We start from the raw sequence: 18420 nt of genomic DNA, 5'->3' as shown, positions 1-18420 counted from the left end.
GCAAGCTCGAGCTGTACCTCGCCCTGCTCGACACGCACTGTGACGCCATGGTGTCGCGGGTGCGCTCGGCGATGGAGGCGACGACCGACAACAAGATCATGACCACGTCGGGCGGCGGGATGCTCGTCACCGACGACGGGGCGCTGGCCGCGCGGGCCCGGCACCTGGCCACCCAGGCCCGCGAGCCGGTGGCCCACTACGAGCACCGCGACGTGGGGTACAACTACCGGCTCAGCAACCTGCTGGCCGCGCTCGGCCGCGGGCAGCTGTCCCGCCTCGACGAGATGATCGCCCGCCGGCGGCAGCTGCGCGAGCGGTACCTCAAGCTCTTCGCCGCCGCCGAGGGCACCCGCATCCTGGGCGAGGGCGACCCGGGCGCCAACTGCTGGCTCACCACGCTCGTGGTCGAGCCGGAGCGGGCCGGCTGGCAGGCCGCCGACCTCGGCGCGTGGCTGGCCGCGCGGGACATCGAGACCCGGCCCATCTGGAAGCCGATGCACCTGCAGCCGGTGTACCGCGACCGCCGCGCCTGGCTGACCGGCGTCGCCGACCGGCTCTTCGCCTCCGGCCTCAACCTGCCCAGCGGCTCCGGCATGCGCGAGGACGCCCGGCGAAGGGTCTTCGATGCCGTGGCCGAGTTCCTGGAACAGCAGCGATGAGGCGCACGCTGGACCTGCTCGGCGCCGGGGCGGCCGCCCTGCTGCTCGCCCCGCTCATCGCGGCCACCGCCGTCTTCGTGCGGGCCACGCTCGGTGGCCCGGTGCTCTTCCGCCAGGAGCGGGCCGGCCGCCACGGTGCGCCCTTCACGCTGGTCAAGTTCCGCTCCATGCGCTCCGGGCCGGGCAGCGACGCCGAGCGGCTCACCGCGGCCGGCCGCTTCCTGCGCTCGACCAGCCTCGACGAGCTGCCCGCCCTGTGGAACGTGCTGCGCGGCGAGATGAGCCTGGTCGGCCCGCGGCCGCTGCCGGTGTCCTACCTGTCGCGCTACAGCGACGAGCAGCGGCGCCGGCACGACGTCCGCCCCGGGATCACCGGCCTGGCCCAGGTGCGCGGGCGCAACGCGCTGTCGTGGGAGCAGAAGTTCGCCTACGACCTGGAGTACGTGCGCAACCGGTCGCTGGGGCTGGACCTGCGCATTCTGGCCGAGACCGTGCGCACGGTGCTGCGCCGGGACGGCATCACGGCCGCGGGAGCGGCGACGGCCCACGAGTTCCAGGGTGTGCGGCGATGAAGAACGGGCTGGTGATCGTCGGCTGCGGCGGGCACGGGCGGGAACTGCTCATGATCGCGCGGGCGGCCGGCCAGCCGGTGCGCGGCTTCGTCGACGACGGGCCGAGCCAGCGCAACCTCGACCGGATCGCCGCGCTCGGGGTGCCGTTCCTCGGCCCGAGCTCGCGGCTGAGCGACGAGCGCCCGTCGATCGGCTACGTGATCGGCATCGGCGACCCCCGCATCCGCGCCCGCATCGACGACGACCTGCGCCTGCACGGCCTGGCGGCGGCGACGCTGGTCCACCCGGACGCCACCATCGGCCCGGACGCCGTGCTCGGCGAGGGATTCGTGGCGTTCCCCGGCGCGCGGGTCACCACCAACGTGACCATCGGCCGGCACGTGCACCTCAACCAGAACAGCACCGTCGGCCACGACACCGTGCTGTCGGACTTCGTGCAGGTCAACCCGCTCGCCGCGATCTCCGGCGACTGCCACGTCGGCCCGGGCGTGCTCATCGGCACCACCGCCTGCGTGCTGCAGGGCCTGCGCGTCGGCGCCGACGCCACCGTCGGGGCCGGGGCCTGTGTCACCCGCGACGTCGAGCCGAAATCGACCGTGAAGGGGGTGCCGGCCCGATGAGGGTGGCGCTGGTGATCAAGACCGCCGAGGGCGGCCGCTGGACCCTGCCGCACGTCGACGAGCTGCGCGAGCGCGGTCACGAGGTGGTCGCCGTGCTGCCGCCGGGCAGCGACGGGCAGCTGCGCAAGGCGCTGCACGACCGGGGGGTCGACGTGGTGCAGTCCGCCTTCGACTTCCGCTTCCGCCCGGCCCCGGCGACCCTGCTGGGCCTGCTCGGGCTGCGCCGCCAGCTGCGGCGGCTGGCCCCGGACGTGCTGCACTACCACCTCTACGCCTCGGCCCTGGCGGTCCGGCTGGCGGCGCTGCGCTGGGACGTGGCCCGGGTGCACATGGTGCCCGGGCCGCTGTTCCTGGAGTCGCCCCTGATCCGCCCGATCGAGCGGCTGCTGTGCCGGCTCGACGACGTCACCATCGGCGGCAGCGAGCACATCGCCCGCCGCTACCGTGCGCTCGGCCTCGCCGCGGAGCGCACCCCGGCCATCCCGTACGGCGTGGACGTCGAGCGGTTCGCCCCGCCCACGCCCGCCTACCGGGCCGCCTCCCGCGACGCGCTGTGCGTCGAGGACGACACGTTCGTGGTCTGCATGGTCGCCTACGTCTACGCCCCGAAGCGGCTGGTCCACCGGGGCCGCGGGGTGAAGGGCCACGAGGTGCTGCTGGAGGCCTGGCGGGACTTCGCGCGCGACCGCCCGGCCGCCCGGCTGGTGCTGCTCGGCGGCGGCTTCGACGCGGCCGGCGCCGCGCACAAGCGGCGGCTGCTGGAGCGCTTCGACGTGCCTGCGGACCGCTCGATCGACTGGCCCGACTCGGTGCTCGACGTCCGCGACTGCTACGCCGCCGCGGACTGCAGCGTCTCGCCGTCGCTGTCGGAGAACCACGGCGCCGCGCTGGAGGCGGCCGCGATGGGTGTGCCGAGCATCGTCTCCGACGCGGGCGCCCTGCCGGAGACCGTCGACCCGGCCTCGGGCTGGGTGGTGCCCCGCGACGACCCGGCCGCGCTGGCCGGAGCGCTGCGCGAGGCCTACGCCGACTTCCGGGCCGGCACGCTGGCCCGCCGGGGCGAGGCCGCCCGGGAGCGGGCCGAGCGGCTCTTCGCGCAGGGCCCGGCCGCCCGCGCCGTCGCCGACGTGCTGGAGCGCGCCGAACGCCGGCGCCGAGAGTGCCGAGCCGGCGCGACATGACCACCACCAAGACCCGGACCACCAAGACCCGGACCACCAGAAGCTGGGCCGGCAGAATCCGGACCGGCCGGCCGCGGGCCCACACCCGGCACCGGCCGACCCCGGTCCGCCCGTCGTTCGTCTCGAACGTCGGCTGGGCCATCGCCGGCAACGGCGGGTACGCGCTGTGCCAGTGGCTCGTCCTGGTCGTCATCGCCCGGCTGGGCACGCCGGCGATGGTCGGCGACTACGCGCTCGGGCTCGCGGTCGGCGCGCCGGTGGTGCTGCTGGCCGGGCTGTCGCTGCGCACGGTCCTGGTCACCGACCCGAACAACGAGCACCCGTTCCGCCGCTACCTGCGCGTCCGGTTCGCCACCATGGGCGCGGCCGTGCTGGTCATCGCCGCCGTGGTGGTGCTCTTCCACCTTCCGGCCGCGGTGGTACTGCTGGTAGGCGCGGCCAAGGCGTTCGACGGCGTCGGCGACATCTACCTCGGCCTCCTCCAACGCCACCACGACCAGCGCAGCATCGCGGCCGCCCAGCTGGTCAACGGCGGGCTGACGGTGGCCCTGACCGCGGCCCTGCTCTACGGCACCAGCAGCATCGCCTGGACGGCGGCCGGCTCCGCGGCGGCCTCGCTCATCACCTGGGTCATGTGCTGCGCGCCCTTCGCCGGCCGGTTCCGCAACCGCCCCGACCCGCGGGCGCCGCGCCACACCCACCGGGCCGCCGGTGGGGTGCCCGGCCTGCTGTGGACCGCGCTGCCGCTGGGCCTGGCCTCCGGGATCTCCTCGCTGACCGTGAACGTGCCGCGGTACGGGCTGCAGGCCCACCTCGGCGCCACCGCGCTCGGCGTGTTCGCCGCGGCCGGGTACCTCGTGCTGACCGGCAACGTGTTCTTCTCCGCCGTGGCCCAGACGCTGCTGCCCCGCCTGACCGAGCTGCGCGCCAACGGCACCCCGGAGGGCTTCCGCGGCCTGCTGTACCAGGCGCTGCTCGGCGTGGCGGTGGCCGGCGGGCTCGGCGTGGGGGCGGCCGGGCTCTTCGGCGCCGGGCTGCTGCGCGGGCTGTACGGCGAGGAGTACGCCGCCCCCTCCGCACGCGCCGGCGCGGTGCTCACCGTGCTCACCCTGGCCACCGTCGTCGGCGGCGCCTGCTTCGTGCTCGACGCCGGCCTCTCGGCCGCCCGCCGCTTCACCGGCCAGCTCGCGGTGAACGCGGCCGTGCTCGCCGCCGCCGGCCTGGCCGCCCTCGCCCTGGTGCCCCGCTACGGGGCGCTCGGCGCGGCGTGGGCCACCGCGGTGGCCGCCGCCGTGCACTGCGCCCTGAAGTGGGAGGTGCTGCGTCGTGCCCTTTGACCTCGCGGCGCAGCCCTGGGCGTGCGTCGGCCTGGCCGCCCTCGCGGTGCCCGTGCTGCTGTTCGCCGGGGGCCGGCGGGACATGCTGGCCTACCTCGCCGCGTACTTCTTCCTCTTCGGCTTCGGCCCGGTGGTGAGCTACCTGATCGGCGGCACCATCTACTTCGGCACCAACACGGCGCTCATCGGCCGGGCCGCCCTGGGCCTGCTGCTCGCCTTCGCCGGCGTGCTCGGCGCCGGCCTGCTCGTGCGCCAGCGCCGCGACCTTGCCGACCCGAGGACCGCGCCCACCAACCGCCGGCTGCCGCTGGTCCCCGCCGTGCTGGCCGTGCTCGCCCTCTACGGCCTCGGCGTGCTGGCCTGGGGCGGCCCGGCGTTCCTGGCCGGCACCAAGCTCGACCGCATCGCCGTGGCCGGCCCCGCCCACTACGACTACCTGCTGCTGCAGATGTACGCGAGCGCGCTGTACTTCGTCGCCCACGAGACCTCCACCGGCCGCTTCGCGTACCGGCTCAACCTGGCCGTGTACACCGCCTACTGCCTCGCCACCGGCGAGCGCGACTTCGTCTTCGTGCTCTTCGCCCTCGTGCTGCACCGCGAGATGGTCCTGCGCCGCCGGCTGCCCCGCTCGGTGGTGTGGGGGGCGGCGCTGCTGCTCGGCGCGACCGCGCTCTTCGGCCTGCGGGGCGGCGATGCCGGCGAGTCGGCCGCGGGCCAGATCCTCAACCAGGGCTCGGTGCTCTTCGTCGACACCTGGGTGATGACCCACGTCCCGTCGGCCGAGCCCTACCTGCACGGGGCCAGTTACCTGCACGCGCTGGTCAACCTCGTGCCCGGGCAGCCACAGCCGCCGCTGGCCCAGTGGCTGGTCGACCGTTACGCGCCCGGCAGCGCGTCGGGCTACGGCTTCTCGCTCACCGGGGAGGCGTACGTCAACTTCGGCCTCGCCGGCATCCCGGTGGTCTTCGCCGGGCTGACCGTGGTCCACCGCTGGCTGGCCAACCGGATCGATCGGGCCCCCGGCTACGCCTACGCCAGCCTGCTGTTCACGATCGCGTGGATGTACGGCTTCCGCGGCGAGAGCCAGTCGCTGGTCAAGACCTGCGTCTACGGCGCGCTCTTCTACGGCGTGATCCGGCTGGTGTCCTCCCGGATCGCGCCCGGCGACGAGCCGGGGCAGCGCGACGCCGGGGCGGAGAGGGTGGCCGCGTGCGCCTCGTCGTGAGCAGCGAACAGCGTTATGTGCGCACCCCCGACGGGCGGGTGTGGTCCACCACGGGCGCCGCCAATGACTTCTGGCAGCGGTACCGCGCCGTCTTCGCCGAGGTGCGCGTGGTGGCCCGGGTCGCCGACGTGGCCGGCCGCCCGCCCGGGGCGGCCCGGGTCGACGGCGACGGGGTCGAGGTGCACGCGCTGGCGCACTACGTGGGGCCGGTCGGCTACCTGCGGCGGCTGCCCCGGCTGCGGGCCGCGCTGCGCGCCGCCGTCGGGCCCGGCGACGCGGTCCTGCTGCGGGTGCCCTCGGCGATCGGCGCGCTGCTGCACCGCGCGCTGCGCAAGGCGGGGACGCCCTTCGGCCTGGAGGTCGTCGGCGACCCGCACGACGTGTTCGCGCCCGAAGCGATCCGCCACCCGCTGCGCCCGCTGCTGCGCTGGTGGTTCACCCGCCGGCTGCGCGCCCAGTGCCGGGCCGCCGCCGCGGTCGCCTACGTGACCGAGCGGGCGCTGCAGGCCCGCTACCCGGCCGCCCCGGGCGCGGTGACGGCCGCCTACTCGAGCATCCAGCTGGAGGAGGACGCCTTCGTCGAGCGCCCCCGCCGGGACACCGGCGCGCCTGTGGCTTTGCGGCTGGTCAGCGTCGGGTCGCTGGAGCAGCCGTACAAGGGCGTGGACGTGCTCGTGGAGGCCCTGCCGCTGCTGGTGCGCGCCGGCCTGGAGCCGAGCCTGGTGCACGTCGGCGACGGCCGCTGCCGGCCCGGCCTGGAGCGGCTGGTGCGCGAGAAGCGCCTCGACGGCCGGGTCTGCTTCGCCGGGGCGGTAGCCGGGGGCGCCCCCGTGCGGCGGTTCCTCGACGACGCCGACCTCTTCGTGCTCCCCTCGCGCACCGAGGGCCTGCCCCGCGCGCTCATCGAGGGGATGGCCCGCGCCCTGCCCGCGGTGGCCAGCAAGGTCGGCGGCGTCCCGGAGCTGCTCGGCGGCGCCCAGCTGGTCGCGCCCGGCGACCCGGGCGCGCTGGCCCGCGCGATCACCGCCCTGGCGGCCGACCCCGCCGCCATGGCCGCCGCGTCCGGGCGCAACCTGGCCCGGGCCCGCGACTACGCCGCCGAGACCCTCGCCCGGCGGCGCGCGGACTTCTACCGCGCCCTGCTTGTCCGCACCGCCCCCGATCGAGTCGAGGAGGTGGTCGGTGGTGCCGACTGAACGTCTCAGGAAGCTGCTGCGCACGCGCCGGCGCAAGATCGTGGCGGCCGCCGTCGTGCTTGCCGTGGTGCTGGCCGGGGCCGGGCTGCGGCTGGCGATCGTGGGCGCCGACGCGGCCGCGCACCTGCAGCGCGCCGCGGACCTGGTCGGCGACCTGGAGCGGCAGCTGCGCGGCGGGGACCTCGCGGCCGCCCGGGTCACCGCGGCCGAGCTGCGCCGCCAGACCGGGGCGGCCCGGGACGACACGCACGGGCCGAGCTGGCGGCTCGGCACCGCGCTGCCCGGGGCCGGGGACGACCTGCGCGCGGTCGGGGCGGTCGCCGACGCCGTGGACGCCCTCGCCGCGAAGGTCCTGCCGCCGCTGCTCGACGCGGCCGACGGGATGAGCGCCGCGATGGGGCGCGACTCCGGCGCCGGTGCGGGGGCCAGCGGGGCCGACCTGGACACCGTGGCCGCGGCGGCGCCGCGCATCGAGGAGGCGGCCGGGGTGGCCCGGGCGGCCCAGCGCCGGCTCGCCGCGCTGGACACCGGTGGGCTTACGGGCCCGGTGCGCTCCGCGGTGCGGCGGGTCGACGACGGCCTGGACCGGGTGGTGCCGCTGCTCGATCCGGCCGCCCGGGCCGCCCGGCTGCTGCCGGCGCTGCTCGGCGCCGGGGGGCCGCGGACGTACCTCGTCCTCTTCCAGAATCTCGCCGAGGTGCGGGCCACCGGCGGGATGCCGGGCGCGTTCGCCGTGCTGCAGGCCGATCGCGGCAAGATCAGCCTCGTCGAGCAGGGCACGGCGGCCAAGACCCTGCGCGACTTCGACACCCCGGCGCTGCCGCTCGACCCGGACCAGGAGGACCTGTTCACCAACCGGCTCGGCACGTACCCGGCCGACGTGAACCTCACGCCCGACTTCCCGACCGCCGCCGCGCTCATCCGCGAGATGTACCGCCAGCGCTCCGGCCGCTCCGTGGACGGGGTGCTCGCGACCGACCCGGTGGCGCTGGCCTACCTGCTGGGCGCGACCGGTCCCGTGTCGCTGCCGTCGGGCGGGCAGCTGACCGCGGCGACCGCCGTGCGCCAGCTGATGTCCGAGGTGTACCTCGAGATCGCCGCCGAGGCCGACCAGGATGCCTACTTCGCCGGGGCGGCCAAGGCCGTCCTCGACCGGCTGATGGGCGGCGTGCCGGTGAGCAAGAGCCTGGTCTCGGCGATGTCCCGGGCCACCGGCGAGCGGCGGCTGCTGGCCTGGAGCGCCCACCCGCAGGAGCAGGCGGAGATCGCCGGGACCCCGTTCGCCGGCACCCTGCCCGCGGACGACGGCGCCCACCCGTCCGTCGGCGTGTTCCTCAACGACGGCACCGGCGCCAAGCTCGACTACTACCTGACCCGCTCGGTGAGCCTGGAGACCGGCCGCTGCCTGGACGGTGGCGCCCGCCCGCTGCGGGTGACGATCACCCTGGGCTCCACCGCGCCGGCCAAGGGCCTGCCGCGCAGCGTCCTCGGCCTGGGCCTGGCCGGCGACTACACGGTGCGCACCAATGTGCTGGTCTACGCCCCGACCGGCGGCTCGCCCGTCGCCGCGCGCCAGGACGGCGCCGAGGTCGACTTCGGCACCGGCCTGGACAAGGGGCGCGAGGTCGCGGTCTTCACCGTCGACCTCGCCCCGGGGGCGCACAGCACGCTCGTCGTGGACCTGGTGACGGGCCCCCTGCCGGCCCAGGAGGCGGCCGAGCCGCGGCTGATATTGACGCCCGGAATCACCCCCTGGACGACCCGGTTGCAACCCGGCCGCGCATGCGAGAAATAGTCCGGTTTTCCCATAACGAGGGGATTTGGGGGACTACGGTGATGATCGGGGAGAGGAGAGGGAGAGCAATGCGAGCCCGAACAAGAACGGCGCTGTCATCATTGGCCGGCCTGGCCGGCGCAGCCGTCGCGGCGGCCGTGCTCGGCGCGCCGACCAACGCCCAGGCCGCCCCCGAGGCGGCGTATCCGGCGCCCGCTCCGGTGATCCGGGTCAGCGCGGCCTCGGTGACCACCGGCCAGGCGGTGCGACTCTCCGGTCGCGGCTTCATCGCCGGCGAGCCGATCGCCATCAACGTGCAGTACCGCGTGACCCGCAACTCGGGCGGCTTCGACAACCCGTGGGGCGTGAGCGTCAACGGCGACCGCCGCGCGGACACCCAGGGCCGCTTCTCGGCCCGCGTGCGGCTGGGTATGCCCGGCTACGCGATCATCCAGGTCACCGGCAAGCAGTCGCACAAGACCCTGAAGGTCGCCGTGCGCGTCCAGCCCTGGAACAACCCGTGGGGCGACGACTTCTTCGCCGGCACCCCGCTGGGGGCCCCGGCCAGTGACCGCGGCCACTGGGACGGCCACAACCGTCCGGCCGGCTTCTTCGGCCCGTTCCGCAGCGGCTGGTCGCCGTACAAGCTGTCGGCCAACGAGACCGGCACGGTGGCCACCCCGGTCGCGCACCAGCAGGACCGCCGCACCTACGGCGCGGACCTGATCCCGGGCATCCTCGGCCTGACCGCCCTGGTCGGCAGCGCCCTGGTCGCCCGCCGCAGCGGTCGCCGCGCCCCGCGCTGACGCCGCCTTTCCAGCGGACTTTATCGGGCATTCACGTCCACGATAAATCCGATATATCACGAAATTTCATCGCATTTACCGCGCTAGATCCACAACGATCGAGTCCAGCCCGGCCCGTCGGCGCTCACGCCCGGCGGGCCGAGTGGTTCCCGGATAGGATGATCATGGGCAAAGTCGTCATCATCGGGCAGGGCTACGTCGGCCTGCCGCTGGCCATCCGCGCCGTGGAGGCGGGCGACGACGTCGTCGGCCTCGACACCGACACCGACCGCGTGAAGTCGCTCGGCGCCGGGCTCTCGTTCGTCGAGGACATCCCCGACGAGCGCCTCGCCCGGGCCCTGGAGACCGGCCGGTACCGGCCCAGCGACGACTACGCGGACGCCGCCGGCTTCGACACCTGCGCCATCACCGTGCCCACCCCGCTGACCGACGGGGTGCCCGACATCAGCCACATCGAGCACGCCGCCCTGCAGATCGCGCCGCACCTGCGGCCCGGCTGCACGGTGATCCTCGAGTCGACCACCTACCCGGGCACCACCGAGCAGGTACTGCGCCCGCTGCTGGAACACGCCAGCGGCCTGCGCACCCCCGACGACTTCCACCTCGGCTACAGCCCGGAGCGCATCGACCCGGGCAACCCGACCTGGCACCTGGACAACACGCCGAAGCTCATCTCCGGCATCGACGAGAGCTCGCTGGCCGCCACCCGGCACTTCTACGAGCGCTTCGTCCAGCGCCTGGTGCCGGTGTCCGCCCCGCGCACCGCCGAGCTGACCAAGCTCTTCGAGAACACCTTCCGGCACATCAACATCGCCCTGGTCAACGAGCTGGCGATCGTGGCCAACCACCTCGGCGTGGACGTGCGCGAGGCGATCGGGGCGGCGGCCACCAAACCCTTCGGCTTCATGGCCTTCGACCCCGGCCCGGGCGTGGGAGGGCACTGCCTGCCGATCGACCCCTCCTACCTGTCGTGGCAGGTCAAGCGGGAGGTCGGGCAGCGCTTCCGGTTCATCGAGCTGGCCAACGACGTGAACGAGGGCATGCCCCGCTACGTCGTGCAGCGCCTCGCCGCCGGGCTCAACACCCGGTTCAAGCCGGTGAACGGCAGCCGCATCCTGTTGCTGGGCCTGGCCTACAAGAGCAACGTCGGGGACCTGCGCGAGTCGCCGGCCCGGGCGGTCGCGGAGCTGCTCGTCGACCTCGGCGCCGACGTGCGGGCGGTCGAGCCGCACGCGCTGCCGCGCGACGTCGGCACGCTCGGCGGGGTCACCCTGGTCGACCTGACCGCCGTGGAGGTGATGGCGGCCGACGCGGTGGTGCTGCTCACCGACCACGACGACTTCGACTACGGGCTGGTGGAGGAGCACGCGCAGTACATCTTCGACACCCGCAGCCGCTTCGAGGGGCGAGTCGTCGAGCGACTCTGAGCGGTAGCCATGCGCGGCACCCAGGTCCGTCGGGTAGCCTGCCGCGGTGATCGTCGCGCCGACCCGGCTGCTGCTGGTCCGCGCCGGGCTGGCGTTCGGCGGCGCGGCGGTGCTGCTCGTCGAGCTGCTGTCGGCCGTGGGCCTGCTGCGCCGCCCCGTGATCATCGCGCTGTGGGTCCTGGCCGCCGCTGCGATCGCGTACTTCGGACGCAAGCGCCTCGTGGCCGTTGTTCCGAAGATTCGCGAGTTCTGGAACACGGCCGCCCGCGGTGAGCGGGCGATCGCCGTCGTCCTCGGCGCGCTGTTCCTGGCCGACCTCGTCGTCGCCCTGGTGGCGCCGCCCAACAACTTCGACTCGCAGACCTACCACCTGCCCAAGGTCGAGCACTGGGCGGCGCGGGGCAGCGTCGAGTTCTACCCGACGATCATCGACCGGCAGCTGGCGATGGCGCCGGGTGCGGAGTACATCCTCCTGCACCTGCGCCTGCTGACCGGCGGCGACGGGCTCTACAACCTGGTCCAGCTGGCGGCCGGCCTCGGCGGGGCGCTCATCGCCTCCCGGATCGCCGGCCAGCTCGGCGGCGGCCGGCGGGCCCAGCTGGTGGCGGCGCTGATCTTCGGTACCACCCCGATCGTCGTCCTCGAGGCGACGAGCACCCAGACCGACCTCGTGGTCGCCCTGTGGGTCGGCAGCGTGGCCACCCTCGTCCTCGACGAGCTGCGCCGGCGCACCACGTGGCCCGCGACGCTCCTGCTCGGCACGGCGGCCGGCCTCACCCTGCTGACCAAGGCCACCGGACTGCTGGCCGCGGGCCCGCTGCTCGTGCTGTGGTTCGTCGCCCAGCTGCGCCAGGGCCCCCTGCTGCGCTCGGCCGGGCGGGCCCTCGCCGGCGCCGCGGTCGTGGCCGGCGTGATGGCCCTGATCGCCGGGCCGTACCTCTGGCGCGTCGAGACCACCTACGACAACCCGCTCGGACCGGCCCACCTGCGCGGGTCGATCTCGATGCAGCGCCACGACCCGGCCTCCGTGCTGGTCAACGCGCTGCGTATCGCCGAGACCGCGCTGCAGACCCCGGCCGGCCCGGTCGGTGCGGACGCCATCCGCGGCCTGGCCCACGCGCTCGGCGTCGACCCGGACGGGCGGGACATCACGTACTGGAACGAGACGTACCCGTTCGAGTCCTGGCCCCCGGACGAGGACCGCGTCTCGCTGCCGGTGCAGGGCGCCCTCGTGCTGATCGGCGCCGCCGTCCTGCTGTGGCGCCGCTCGCCGGCCCGCCTCTACGCCGCGATGTTCTGGCTCGCCGTCCTCGCCTACGTGGTCATGGTCAAGTGGCAGCCCTGGGGCAACCGGCTCATCGTGTTCCTCATCCTGCTCGGCACCCCGCTGGCCGCCCTGTGGGTCGACGGGCTGCTCGCCGCCCGGCGGCGCTGGGTGGCCGGGCTGACCGTGCTGGCCCTGGCCGGCGGGGCCGCGGCCGGCGCCTTCTCGGTCGGGTTCGGCTGGCCGCGCCGCCTGGTCGGGCACGGCTCGGTCTTCACCACGAGCCGGCTGGACGAGCGGTTCATCCGCCGCCCGGAGTGGGGGGCCGACTACGTGTGGGCGGCCGACGCGGTGCGCGCCTCCGGGGCCCGGCGGGTGGGCATCGTGCAGGGCTACAACACCTGGGAGTACCCCTGGTGGGTGCTGCTGAAGGGCCGGGACCTGGTGTCGCTGCAGTCGCTGCAGCCGGACCTGAAGGCGCCGGGCGTGGAGACGGTGGACGCGCTCGTGTGCGTGCAGCCGCCGAACGGCTGCGCCTTCTTCATCCCGCCGTCCTGGTCGTCCCAAACGCGTGGGCCGGTGACGTACGCATTGCCGCCGAAGGGGTAGCACGAGCTGCCCGGCCGGGCGCGGCCCGATCGGCCGCGCAAATCCCACGAAATGGTGAAAGACGGACACACGGCCGGGAAGGTCGTGGTCGCGGGATGCCGAAGCGGACCGTCTAGGGTGGTTGGGCAACCCGCTCTGTGCCCCTGCCCCGCCCGCCCGGAGGTTCGTCGTGGATTGGCCCCCGTTCCTGCAGCTCAGCGTGCCGGTCACGCTGGCGGTGTGGGTCGTCGTGACGGCCGTCACGCTCTGGCGGTCGCGCACGCGGCTGCCGGAGGCCGGTCCGGCGCTGACCACCCCGCCGGGGGAGGAGCCTCCGGCGGTGGTCAGCCTCATGGTGAACCGCTGGCGCTCCGACGAGGACGCCATCGACAGCACCCTGCTCGACCTGGCCGCCCGGGGCTTCCTCGAGCTGCGCCAGCCGGGGGACGACCCGGCCGAGACCACGGTGCGCCTGCGCAAGGGCGACGGGCGCAGCCTGACACCCTACGAGCAGCAGGTGCTCGACCGCGTCCAGAAGCTCGCCGTCGGCGGCGAGGCGTCCCTGACCAGCCTGGCATTTCGCAGCTGGTCGGAGGCGCGCCGGTGGCGGGGCGCCTTCTACCGCGAGGTGATCGAAGAGGCCCGCACCCGGGGCCTGTCCCGGCCCCGGCTGTCCCGGCGCATCCGCCACACGCTGCTGGGCGCGGCGCTGGTGCCGGCCGCCTGCATGTTCGCGTCCTGGATGTGGGTCGCGACCCAGCTGCACGCGGGCCTGTCCGACCAGATCACCGGCTCGCTGATCGGCGCGGGCGCGGTGTTCCTGGTCATGTACTTCGTGGTCGAGCTGCGCTGGAGCGACCGCAACACGCCGCAGGGCATGCGGGTGGCGGCCGAGTGGCTGGCCTACCGAGCCCACCTCGTGGCCATGGAGGGCGTGACCGACCTGGCCCCGGCCGACGTGGCGTCGTGGGGCCGGGAGATGGCGTTCGCCTCGGCGCTCGGCGTGCTGCCGACCGAGGAGGCGCTGATGCGCTCCCGGGTGGCCCTCTAGACCCTTCGGGCGGGCCCGCCGTCAGGCCTGGCCGCGCAGCAGCAGTGTCAGGAACTCCGCGTTCGACTGGGTCTTGGCGAGCCGCTCGATCAGCTGCTCGGTGGCCGGTTGGCCGTTGGCACCGAGGGCCTTGCGCAGCCGCTGCACGGCCAGCAGCTCGTCCGGGTGCAGGATCACGTCGTCGCGGCGGGTGCTGGACCCGTCGATGTCGATCGCCGGGAACACGCGCCGGTCGGCGAGCCGGCGGTCCAGCTTGAGCTCGGCGTTGCCGGTGCCCTTGAACTCCTCGAAGATCACGGTGTCGCCGGTCGAGCCGGTCTCCACCAGGGCGGAGGCGATGATGGTCAGCGAGCCGCCGTTCTCGATGTTGCGCGCGGCGCCGAGCAGGCGCTTGGGCGGGTAGAGCGCGTTGGCGTCGATGCCACCGGTCAGGATGCGCCCGGAGGCCGGGGCCGCGTTGTTGTACGCCCGGCCGAGCCGGGTGATCGAGTCGAGCAGCAGGACCACGTCGTGGCCGAGCTCGACGAGGCGCTTGGCCCGCTCGATGGCCAGCTCCGCCACGCCGGTGTGCTCGCCGGCCGGGCGGTCGAAGGTCGAGGCGATGACCTCGCCCTGCACGGAGCGCTGTATCTCGGTGACCTCTTCGGGCCGCTCGTCGATGAGCAGCACCATGAGGTGGCACTCCGGGTTGTTCTTCGCGATGGCGTTGGCGATCGCCTGCAGGACCATCGTCTTGCCGGCCTTCGGGGGCGAGACGATGAGCGCCCGCTGGCCCTTGCCGATCGGCATGACCAGGTCGATCAGCCGGGCGGTGAGCTGCCGCGGGCCGGTCTCCAGGCGCAGCCGCTCCTGCGGGAACAGCGCGGTCAGCTTGGCGAACTCGGGCCGGTTGCGGGCCCACTCGGGGTCGTTGCCGTGCACCGTGTCGAGCCGGGTGAGGGTGCCGCCGTTGGCACTGCCGGTGAGCGCGTCGCCGTGGCGCAGGCCGTAACGACGCACCATCGCGGCGGGGACCGCGACGTCGTCGGGGCCGGGCAGGTAGCTGTCGACCCGGAGGATCATCTTGTCGCGGTGGACGTCGACGATGCCGGCGACGTCGCGGGCCTCGCCCGAGGTGGGCGGCTGTGGCTGGTTGGCCGGGCGGCTGTGGTCGCGGTTGCGCTGCGTGGAGCGGGTGCGGCGCCGGCCCTGGCCGGACGGGTTCTGCTTGGGGGCGGTACGTTCCAACACATCAGTTGGGGCCATATGCGTCCTCCTAGGACTGTTCGGCCGTGGGGAAACGAGGATCTCCAGCTACGCGCCTGGCTGGCCGACGAACCTGGACTGTGCTGCGTGTGCAATGGGCTGCGTGTGCGGTGGCCGCCTGGCTTCCTACGCGAGAGCGTGACACGCGGTGGCGAAGGGCGTCCCCGGGCGGCAGATAGCCGACTTCCGCGGGACTGGCTCGACGGTAACGCGAACCTGAACCGCGGGCAAGCCCCGCGCTGGCGTGGCGCGCTACCGTGCGGCACCCGAACGGGTCCCGGAGCGGCACCGGGTCGCCGGTTCCATGAATGGTGTCACGGAGCACACCAGCCGGGGGGTTGACATGAACACGACGTTCGACACGGTTCGCGCCGAGGCCCTGTTCGCCTCGGTCCTGCAGGCCTCGCAGGAGCCGACGCCGACGCAGGTGCGCGCCGCCGTCACCAGCACGCTGCGCCGCTACGGCGTCAATGGGTGCGCCGCCCGGGTGGCGGGCGAGTTCGGGGAGTACCCGGAGACGGCCGCGACCCGCATGGCCTGGGCGCTCGAGATGATCCGTTCGGCCTATCAGGAGCTCGCCTCCCGCGAGTTCGCCTACGCCGGCTGAGCGCGGATCCCGGTTCACCAGGACCACGTTTCCGAAAGCGGCCGACGCGGTATCAGTTGAGTTGTGGACCTTCGCCTGACCGTCGACCTGCCGCGCGATCTCGACCGGATGAACGCGCTCCGGCACGCGCTGGACGGAGCATTGGCCGGCCTCGGCGTGGCCGAACAGGCTCGCACAGATATCGCCCTGATCGTCAACGAGACGTGGGCGAACGTGATCGCTCACGTGCGGGTCGGTGTGACCTTTCAGGTCCAGGCGATCGTCGACGAGGAGCAGTGTGTGATTGAAGTCACTCACCCCGGCGAGCCGGTCACCGACAAGTTCAACGCACCGATCGCCTCCGCGCATTCCCTCCGCGTCGTGCAAAGTCTCGCCGACCATGTCGACGTCGACGGCGACGGCCTGCTCGTGAAGGTCACCAAGCTGCTATGACGACCGAGTTCACCGCCCGGGCCACCCCCTCCGGGGACGGGACGGTCACCGTGACCGCCTCCGGCGAGCTCGACATGACAAGCGCCCCAGAGCTGATCACCGTCCTGCGGGAGGCGATCCGCGCCCACGGCCCGTCGCGGGTCGACCTCGACCTGACCGCCGTCACCTTCATGGACTCGACCGGCCTGCAGGTCCTCGTCGCGGCCAACAATGACGTCGGCGGCGGCCTGCAGATCACCGGCACGAGTCCGGCCGTCCACCGATTGCTCCGGCTCACCGGGGTATTGGAGGAATTCGGGCTGCCACAGGAGCGTTCTGCGTGAAAGGTGACCTAACCATTTCGCAACCGGACTGTCCCCGCACCGGCACCTGGACAGGAGTTAGCTGGACCATGACAGGGAGTTTCCAGCAGGAGGTCTGACGATGGAGTCAACGTTCCAAGCGGTTCGCGCCGAAGCGCTCTTCGCCTCCACGCTGCAGATGTCCCAGGGCCCGCTGGCCGCCGACGTGCGTGACGCCGTGACGAGCACCCTGCGCGGCATCGGCGTGCAGGGCTGTGTCGCCTGCGTCGCCACCGAGTTCGGTGACCACCCCGAGTGCGCTACCACCCGGATGGGCTGGGCGCTGCGCATGATCAAGGATGCGTACGCCAACTCGTGCACCCCCGAGGTGTTCGCCGAGCCCAACGTGGCGCTCGCCTGATCGGCCCACCCGCCGCGGGCGGAGTCCCGTAGACAAGCGGGCGGCCCCGTAGACAGCTAGACGCCCCGCAGATACCGCAAAGCCCCCGCCGAGATGCTCGGACGGGGGCTTGCTACTCCTTCGGCCGTGAAGCGGGTCTCGGCCTACGACTAAGGGGGTGTGTCAGACCGCGCGGATGTTGTCGGCCTGCGGCCCCTTCTGGCCCTGCGTGATCTCGAACTCGACCTTCTGGCCCTCGGTCAGCTCGCGGTAGCCGGTGGCCTGGATCGCCGAGTAGTGCGCGAACACATCGGGACCACCGTTGTCCTGCGAGATGAAGCCGTAGCCCTTCTCCGAGTTGAACCACTTCACCGTGCCTGATGCCACGTGTAACTCCTTAGCGACGTCGCCCCGATCCGCACCTCACGGATCAATGTTGAAACAGGCACACGCCACAGTGGAGACGGTAGCTCCCGCGCTGCGAAAACGCAGCCCCGGTATCGCCATGCGGACCCAATCGACGACCAAACTGAAATGCACAACCGAGCCTTGCGGACACTCAGCGTATTGCCCTACTCAACGGTCGGTGATATAGCGACCACCTTCAACGCCTGTTGTCTCGCGCTGACGGTCAACCTCTAGTACAGTCGGCTCAGCTCGCCTCGTCCGAACGGCTTGTTTGGGCGTGGGGCCCCGTCCAGCAGCGGCGGGCCGGCCCGGGTGAGCCCGTAGGTCTTGCACCGGCACTCAAGAAACGGGTGCCGAGAGCGACGCTCGACCGGCGTGCGGCGCATGCCTTCCTTCCTCTCTTCCGGCGCAGCAGCAGTCTGCGCCCAGGTCGCCGCCGGTCACCCGCACCAGAAGGGTCAAACCCATGACCGTCTCCGTCGACCGTGCCATCGATCGCGCTCTCGCCGAGTCCGCCGCCCAGACCCCGGGCGGCCATGGCGGCGGCGATTCCTCCGGCGGCTCGACCACCCGGGCCACCGACGCCCAGGCTCGGGCGCTGCTCTCGCTCATGGCCGACCTCCCGGCCGGCGCCGACCGTGAACGGGTCCGCGCCCGGCTGATCGAGCTGTACATCCCGCTCGCGGAGTACCTCGCCCGCCGCTTCCGTAACCGGGGTGAGCTGTTCGACGATCTGGTCCAGGTGGCCAACCTCGGTCTGATCAAGTCGGTTGATGGGTTCGACCCGTTGCGGGGGGCGGCGTTCACCAGTTACGCGATCCCGATGATTGTCGGTGAGCTCAAGCGGCATTTCCGGGACAAGGGCTGGGATGTGCGGGTGCCTCGCCGGCTGCAGGAGTTGCGGCTGGAGATCAGTAAGGTCTCCGGGGATCTTGCCCAGGACCTGGGCCGGTCCCCGACGGTCGCCGATCTCGCTGCCCGGCTCGGGGTGGGTGAGGAGGAGGTCATCGAGGGCCTGGACTGCGGGCAGGCGTATCGGGCGCTGTCGCTGGACGCCCCGGCCGGCGATGGCGCGGACGCGGGGGCTGCGGGTCTGGGTGATCTGCTCGGTGCCGAGGACCCGGACATGCGTAACGTCGAGAACCGTGAGGCGTTGCGGCCGTTGCTGGCGAAGCTGCCGGAGCGGGAGCAGAAGATCATCGCGATGCGCTTCCACGGCAACCTGACCCAGTCGCAGATCGCCGCGGAGCTGGGCATCTCCCAGATGCACGTGTCCCGGCTGCTGGCCGCGGCCCTGCGCACGCTGCGCACCGAGCTCAGCGCCATCGCCGAATAAGGCCGAACCGA

At 73.3% G+C, this 18420-nt stretch carries 18 protein-coding genes and 1 pseudogene; 17 read left to right on the top strand and 2 right to left on the bottom strand.

Annotated features, from left to right (window positions below; translation table 11 throughout):
- From AB0M46_RS30730 to AB0M46_RS30675, 12 genes are all read left to right on the top strand, one after another.
- Positions 1–659: DegT/DnrJ/EryC1/StrS family aminotransferase (locus tag AB0M46_RS30730; protein ID WP_363341621.1), on the top strand; the 659-nt coding region annotated here is incomplete at its 5' end.
- Positions 656–1231 carry a sugar transferase gene (locus tag AB0M46_RS30725; RefSeq protein ID WP_363341619.1) on the top strand — a complete coding sequence of 192 codons (576 nt, stop codon included), beginning with the start codon at positions 656–658 and terminating at the stop codon, positions 1229–1231. The genes AB0M46_RS30730 and AB0M46_RS30725, both read left to right, overlap by 4 nt.
- Positions 1228–1851: an acetyltransferase gene (locus tag AB0M46_RS30720; RefSeq protein WP_363341617.1), complete on the top strand. Its 624-nt coding sequence runs from the start codon at positions 1228–1230 to the stop codon at positions 1849–1851. Before AB0M46_RS30725 ends, AB0M46_RS30720 begins: the two co-directional genes overlap by 4 nt.
- On the top strand, positions 1848–3032 hold the full coding sequence (locus AB0M46_RS30715) for a glycosyltransferase (protein ID WP_363341616.1): 1185 nt from the start codon (positions 1848–1850) through the stop codon (positions 3030–3032). The genes AB0M46_RS30720 and AB0M46_RS30715 overlap by 4 nt, the downstream gene beginning before the upstream one ends.
- Positions 3029–4369: an oligosaccharide flippase family protein gene (locus AB0M46_RS30710; protein WP_363341614.1), complete on the top strand. Its 1341-nt coding sequence runs from the start codon at positions 3029–3031 to the stop codon at positions 4367–4369. The genes AB0M46_RS30715 and AB0M46_RS30710 overlap by 4 nt, the downstream gene beginning before the upstream one ends.
- A complete protein-coding gene (gene wzy, locus AB0M46_RS30705; RefSeq protein ID WP_363341612.1) occupies positions 4359–5594 on the top strand; it encodes an O-antigen polysaccharide polymerase Wzy in 1236 nt (411 codons plus the stop codon). Before AB0M46_RS30710 ends, wzy begins: the two co-directional genes overlap by 11 nt.
- The gene (locus AB0M46_RS30700) at positions 5579–6790 is read left to right on the top strand and encodes a glycosyltransferase (protein WP_363341610.1); all 1212 of its coding nucleotides are present in this window, start codon (positions 5579–5581) and stop codon (positions 6788–6790) included. The genes wzy and AB0M46_RS30700 overlap by 16 nt, the downstream gene beginning before the upstream one ends.
- A complete protein-coding gene (locus tag AB0M46_RS30695; RefSeq protein ID WP_363341608.1) occupies positions 6780–8585 on the top strand; it encodes a DUF4012 domain-containing protein in 1806 nt (601 codons plus the stop codon). Before AB0M46_RS30700 ends, AB0M46_RS30695 begins: the two co-directional genes overlap by 11 nt.
- Before the next feature lie 68 nt (positions 8586–8653).
- The gene (locus tag AB0M46_RS30690; RefSeq protein ID WP_363341606.1) at positions 8654–9370 is read left to right on the top strand and encodes a hypothetical protein; all 717 of its coding nucleotides are present in this window, start codon (positions 8654–8656) and stop codon (positions 9368–9370) included.
- Positions 9371–9534: 164 nt separating this feature from the next.
- Complete coding sequence (locus tag AB0M46_RS30685; protein ID WP_363341604.1) at positions 9535–10797, top strand: nucleotide sugar dehydrogenase; 1263 nt, start codon at positions 9535–9537, stop codon at positions 10795–10797.
- Positions 10798–10843: 46 nt separating this feature from the next.
- Positions 10844–12670, top strand: a complete 1827-nt coding sequence (locus AB0M46_RS30680; protein WP_363341602.1) for a hypothetical protein — start codon at positions 10844–10846, stop codon at positions 12668–12670.
- Positions 12671–12839: 169 nt separating this feature from the next.
- Positions 12840–13700, top strand: a complete 861-nt coding sequence (locus AB0M46_RS30675; RefSeq protein WP_363341600.1) for a hypothetical protein — start codon at positions 12840–12842, stop codon at positions 13698–13700.
- 21 nt (positions 13701–13721) lie between these two features.
- Here the strand turns inward: AB0M46_RS30675 and rho are convergent.
- Positions 13722–14909, bottom strand: a pseudogene (gene rho, locus AB0M46_RS30670) (transcription termination factor Rho); the annotation flags it as partial.
- Between the two features lie 379 nt (positions 14910–15288).
- On the opposite strand from rho, the gene AB0M46_RS30665 reads away from it, so the two are divergent.
- The 4 genes from AB0M46_RS30665 to AB0M46_RS30650 all read left to right on the top strand — a co-directional run bounded on the left by AB0M46_RS30665 (position 15289) and on the right by AB0M46_RS30650 (position 16686).
- Positions 15289–15552 (top strand): hypothetical protein, encoded by a 264-nt coding sequence (locus AB0M46_RS30665; protein WP_363341598.1) that lies wholly within the window; start codon positions 15289–15291, stop codon positions 15550–15552.
- A 63-nt stretch (positions 15553–15615) separates the two neighbouring features.
- The gene (locus AB0M46_RS30660) at positions 15616–15984 is read left to right on the top strand and encodes an ATP-binding protein (RefSeq protein WP_363341596.1); all 369 of its coding nucleotides are present in this window, start codon (positions 15616–15618) and stop codon (positions 15982–15984) included.
- Entirely contained in the window at positions 15981–16307 is a 327-nt protein-coding gene (locus AB0M46_RS30655; RefSeq protein WP_363341595.1) for an STAS domain-containing protein, read from the top strand. The genes AB0M46_RS30660 and AB0M46_RS30655 overlap by 4 nt, the downstream gene beginning before the upstream one ends.
- A gap of 100 nt (positions 16308–16407) precedes the next feature.
- Positions 16408–16686: a hypothetical protein gene (locus AB0M46_RS30650; RefSeq protein ID WP_363341593.1), complete on the top strand. Its 279-nt coding sequence runs from the start codon at positions 16408–16410 to the stop codon at positions 16684–16686.
- Positions 16687–16848: 162 nt separating this feature from the next.
- Here AB0M46_RS30650 and AB0M46_RS30645 read toward each other — a convergent pair whose 3' ends face one another.
- Positions 16849–17052 carry a cold-shock protein gene (locus AB0M46_RS30645; RefSeq protein WP_190251213.1) on the bottom strand — a complete coding sequence of 68 codons (204 nt, stop codon included), beginning with the start codon at positions 17050–17052 and terminating at the stop codon, positions 16849–16851.
- Positions 17053–17683: 631 nt separating this feature from the next.
- Here AB0M46_RS30645 and AB0M46_RS30640 point away from each other — a divergent pair.
- Positions 17684–18409, top strand: a complete 726-nt coding sequence (locus AB0M46_RS30640) for a SigB/SigF/SigG family RNA polymerase sigma factor (RefSeq protein WP_363341623.1) — start codon at positions 17684–17686, stop codon at positions 18407–18409.
- The last annotated feature ends 11 nt before the right edge of the window (positions 18410–18420 follow it).

The sequence above is a fragment of the Dactylosporangium sp. NPDC051485 genome (genome assembly GCF_040682015.1).
In the GTDB taxonomy this organism is placed as follows: Bacteria; Actinomycetota; Actinomycetes; order Mycobacteriales; family Micromonosporaceae; genus Dactylosporangium.
The sequence above is the reverse complement of the archived record's forward strand: the minus strand, read 5'-3'. Positions and strand labels throughout refer to the sequence as shown.

What these genes read in the sequence shown, in the direction of transcription:
- AB0M46_RS30725 (WP_363341619.1), top strand. Translation starts at nt 656, where the DNA reads ATGAGGCGCACGCTGGACCTGCTCGGCGCCGGGGCGGCCGCCCTGCTG.
- AB0M46_RS30720 (WP_363341617.1), top strand. Translation starts at nt 1,228, where the DNA reads ATGAAGAACGGGCTGGTGATCGTCGGCTGCGGCGGGCACGGGCGGGAA.
- AB0M46_RS30715 (WP_363341616.1), top strand. Translation starts at nt 1,848, where the DNA reads ATGAGGGTGGCGCTGGTGATCAAGACCGCCGAGGGCGGCCGCTGGACC.
- AB0M46_RS30710 (WP_363341614.1), top strand. Translation starts at nt 3,029, where the DNA reads ATGACCACCACCAAGACCCGGACCACCAAGACCCGGACCACCAGAAGC.
- AB0M46_RS30690 (WP_363341606.1), top strand. Translation starts at nt 8,654, where the DNA reads ATGCGAGCCCGAACAAGAACGGCGCTGTCATCATTGGCCGGCCTGGCC.
- AB0M46_RS30685 (WP_363341604.1), top strand. Translation starts at nt 9,535, where the DNA reads ATGGGCAAAGTCGTCATCATCGGGCAGGGCTACGTCGGCCTGCCGCTG.
- AB0M46_RS30665 (WP_363341598.1), top strand. Translation starts at nt 15,289, where the DNA reads ATGAACACGACGTTCGACACGGTTCGCGCCGAGGCCCTGTTCGCCTCG.
- AB0M46_RS30655 (WP_363341595.1), top strand. Translation starts at nt 15,981, where the DNA reads ATGACGACCGAGTTCACCGCCCGGGCCACCCCCTCCGGGGACGGGACG.
- AB0M46_RS30650 (WP_363341593.1), top strand. Translation starts at nt 16,408, where the DNA reads ATGGAGTCAACGTTCCAAGCGGTTCGCGCCGAAGCGCTCTTCGCCTCC.
- AB0M46_RS30640 (WP_363341623.1), top strand. Translation starts at nt 17,684, where the DNA reads ATGGCCGACCTCCCGGCCGGCGCCGACCGTGAACGGGTCCGCGCCCGG.